General features: G+C 43.6%; 2 protein-coding genes and 1 pseudogene. 1 reads left to right on the plus strand and 2 read right to left on the minus strand.

Going from position 1 to position 4,058, the window contains the following annotated elements; all coding sequences use genetic code 11:
• Positions 1-88: 88 nt before the first annotated feature.
• The gene (locus tag AC4II3_RS31715; RefSeq protein WP_293082951.1) at positions 89-301 is read left to right on the plus strand and encodes a type II toxin-antitoxin system HicA family toxin; all 213 of its coding nucleotides are present in this window, start codon (positions 89-91) and stop codon (positions 299-301) included.
• Between the two features lie 647 nt (positions 302-948).
• Here AC4II3_RS31715 and AC4II3_RS31720 read toward each other — a convergent pair.
• Both AC4II3_RS31720 and AC4II3_RS31725 read right to left on the minus strand, forming a co-directional pair.
• Positions 949-1,293: pseudogene (locus AC4II3_RS31720) on the minus strand (tyrosine-type recombinase/integrase); the annotation flags it as partial.
• A gap of 91 nt (positions 1,294-1,384) precedes the next feature.
• Positions 1,385-4,058 (minus strand): CHAT domain-containing tetratricopeptide repeat protein (locus AC4II3_RS31725; protein WP_490723020.1); only part of this gene is annotated, 2,674 nt, incomplete at its 5' end.

A 4,058-nucleotide genomic window follows, 5' to 3' on the forward strand; every position in this document is an offset into this window, starting at 1 on the left:
GAATTAAATCCTGTTTTTGAGATGATTCAAGAAGAATACCTCGAAGAAGGCAAAAATTTACCTGATGATGTCGAGGTAACTGTTTTTCATGCCAGCTAAAGCTAAAACCTTAGAAAAAGTGGCTAAACAATTAGGCTTTCAGAAAGTTCGTCAAAAAGGAAGTCATGCCCGTTGGAAGCATCCGGATGGACGGTCAACCACTATTCCTGTTCATGGTAATGCTGAGATTGGAGGTTGGTTATTTCGAGAAATACTCAAGCAGTTAGGGATTAGTGAGAAGGAATTTGATCAACTCAAATAAGTGCGATCGCGAGGAGAATATATCTGGTTAATCACATAGGGTCAAAGTGTGTAAAACTAACCATCAAAATGCCAAGTTAAAAAACCTGTTCCGCTATCTGAATTCCGACCAGGAAACTACTTACCATCACAGGCAACTGCATCCCAAAAACTATTGCGAAAAATTGTTGCTTAGATAGGCGAACTGAAATACCGATAATCCCCCAACAAGGCACTTCACCATCACAAGATTATAAAGACGCTTGAGCGAACCCTATACTCAGTCTTGACTACACTTCCAATGACTGTAGAAAAGAATGCCCTGAATAGGGTTGGATTAGGGCATCACTGACTGAAGTTCCCCCGTTCATTTGTACTACTATACTAGTTAAAGGCTCTCCCCATAAGGGATATAGTGATTGAGCCGAAAAATTGTGTACCCATGTTGGTTCTTGAAGTATCTCTGCAATTGGAATATAATCCAACTATAGGCACTGGTCGCATTTTTATTTGAGAACCAAATCGCTTAAACTCCGTTCAGTTCAACGTTGTGAGCATTCTCAAGAAGACTGTACCCAGTAGCAATAAGTATCGGCAAGCCTAGGAACGCCACAGAGCTTGGGATTGAGGTTTCGAGTAGTTCAAACTTTGGGGGAACTTCAATCACTAATGGGGTGAAATGGACTTACTGAGTCCCGCCTCCTCGGCATACTTTGCTAAAATCTTCCTAATGCCCCGGTCACTATACTTACGCTTCCAAGACGACTCAAACAAGTAGGTCGCTTTTTGTTGAACCATTCGGTCAACATGCATCGCCAACACCTCTTTAAAAGAAACTAGACATGGAACAATTCTATCTTTACCTCCCTTGCCAGGATTAATCCGTATTTGACATCGTTCAAAATCCACATCCTCTAACTTGATAATCACCATATCCTGTATATTCCGTGCTTTCCAAACCGCTTCATAATAGCGTCGAATCTCCGCTTCAGTGGGAACATAGGGTAAACTCTTCGGCGTGGATTAAGGTGAGAACATTCCTAAACTCTGAAACGTAAGTCTAAGCTTACTTCTGACTTCTAACTTCTGACTTGCCAACTACCCCCTAATTCCACTCTCCCTGAAGAACAAAAGCAGCCCAATAATAAGGAGAGCTCCACTTAGTGTGCTCTTGCATCTCTAACTGTGCCTTTCTCAATGCCTCTGCTGGTGATAATTTCTTCTTTAACATCAACCGATAGAATCGAGTCATAATTTCTGCTGTGGCTTCATCATCAACTTTCCATAAACTGACTAATACCCGAGGGGAACCCGCATACATAAATCCTCGGGTTAGTCCTACTAGCCCTTCTCCCTTGATGTCCTTAGCCACTCCCGTTTGGCAAGCACTTAACACCACTATCTCTGCCGGAAGCTTGAGGTTGAAAATTTCATGGAGGCGCAGGAAACCATTGGTGAAATTTCCCGTTTCATCCACCAAGGATAGTACAATTCCTGATAATTCTGGGGACTCAGTATTGAGGATGCCATGGGTAGCCAGATGGACGATGCGATATTGGCTCAGTTCAGGGTTAGTGGCAGCAGTAAGATTAGCATCGAAGTCGAAAGCCGAGGTTTTTTGAGTGTCTTCTGGGACAAGCTTTAGGATAGCTTCAGCTTCTTGGCGGGTGCCAGGTAGGGACTCAAATTTACCATCTCTTAGGTTTTTCACTGAACGCTTAAGGGCAAGTGATCGCAAATCCGACGGTTGTGGTTGAGAAACAGTAGTTTTGCCATTGTTTACCCGTTTGTCATCGGCACTAAATACAGGATCCGCTAAGACCGCTAAAGCTTTTAGGGCAGATGTTCTGGCTTTAGTTTGATGGCGAATCGTGGCTAAACTAGAACTAGAGGGTAAGTTGATAATGTCGTAGTTCGTAATTAGGGGTTGTTGATTTTCCGAGGGGGAAAGGGCAGCAAAGGGAATGTATTGTAATACCCCATCAGCCACAACTAAAATGCGCTTTTTTGTTAATTTATCCTTAACAGGATCAAGAATAACTTTACTGAGTAAAGGAACTGCTTTAGCCAAAATCTTTGGATTCCCTTGCTTGATAGCCCGCAGTAGGTTTTTTGCACACTTTTCTATGTCTTTCTGGGAGGCAAGTTCATAACTGGTCATTTCCTGTTTGGTAACGACCCAGAGATAACTTCTTTCTTGCCCTAGAGAATACTGAAATAAAACCGTATCCTGATCTAAAATTTGCTGTTGAACTTGTTCTAAGGTTATGGGTTGGGGATATTTTAAATCGGTATATTTTGGGCTTTTTTTGCGGAGGTCAGTTTGGAAGTCTTGATACTCTTTTAAGAGAGTTTGGTGTTGTTGAACGATACCTATTTTTTGTTCAGAAGTGCTATTAGGATTGTTATAGATGTCTAGGCGTTGTTTTTCAATCGCATCAAGTTTACCTTGTAAGCGTTTTTCTTCCGCTAATAATTGGGGGTCTACGCCTTCTTTAATATTGGCATTGGCTTCCGTGAGTAATTCTAATAAGGTTCGAGCCCGGGAACGTTCACTAATGTTAAAGGCTTGTTGATCGTAGCCCTGGGAGGGGTTTTGTTGATGGAGTGCCATCAATAAATCAATGTAGATTTGATAATAATCTTGTTGGGTAGAGAAGTAACTTTGACGGAGTTCAGGACTGACGGATGCTTTGGTTCGTAAATCTTCGATAATCCTAATAGAGTTTTCCATAGGAGTTAATGCTCCTTGCAGGTTGCCTCGACTTATTTCCACATAAGCGATATCGCTCAGGGTTACTGCTTCCTGTGTGCGATTGCCCACCGCCCGGGATAAGGTTAAAGCCTGCTGGTAGTAGTCTAATGCCTGTTGTTTCTCTCCTAAGTAACCCTCCACAACACCAATATTGTGGAGGGTTACTGCTTCTTGTCTGCGATCACGTACCGCCTTGGATAAGGTTAAAGCCTGCTGGTAGTAGTCTAATGCCTGCTGTTTCTTTCCCAAGTCATCCTGTTTATTTCCCAAGTCATCATAGACAAGACCAATATTGTTGAGGGTTACTGCTTCCCCTTTGCGATCGCCCACCTTCCGGCGTAAGGGTAAAGCCTGCTGGTAGTAGTCTAATGCCTGCTGTTTCTCTCCTAAGTCAGAATAGACACCACCAATATTGTTGAGGGTTCCTGCTTCCCTTTTGCGATCGCCCACCGCCCGTAGTAAGGGTAAAGCTTGCTGGTAGTAGTCTAATGCCTGCTGTTTTTCTCCTAAGTCATGATAGACTTTACCAATATTGTGGAGGATTCCTGCTTCCTGTGTGCGATCGCCCACCGCCCGTGATAAGGGTAAAGCCTGCTGGTAGTAGTCTAATGCCTGCTGTTTTTCTCCTAAGTCAGAATAGACAATACCAATATTGGTGAGGGTTCTTGCTTCCTGTGTGCGATCGCCCACTGCCTTTGATAAGGGTAAAGCCTGCTGGTAGTAGTCTAATGCCTGCTGTTTCTCTCCTAAGTCATCATAGACACCACCAATCTTGTCGAGGATTCCTGCTTCCCTTTTGCGATCGCCCACCGCCCGGGATAAGGGTAAAGCCTGCTGGTAGTAGTCTAATGCCTGCTGTTTCTCTCCTAAGTCATCATAGACTTTACCAATATTGGTGAGGGTTACTGCTTCCCCTTTGCGATCGCCCACCGCCCGTAGTAAGGGCAAAGCCTGCTGGTAGTAGTCTAATGCCTGCTGTTTCTCTCCTAAGTCATCATAGACTTTACCAATATTGGTGAGGGTT

It is taken from the genome of Moorena sp., from assembly GCF_982860115.1.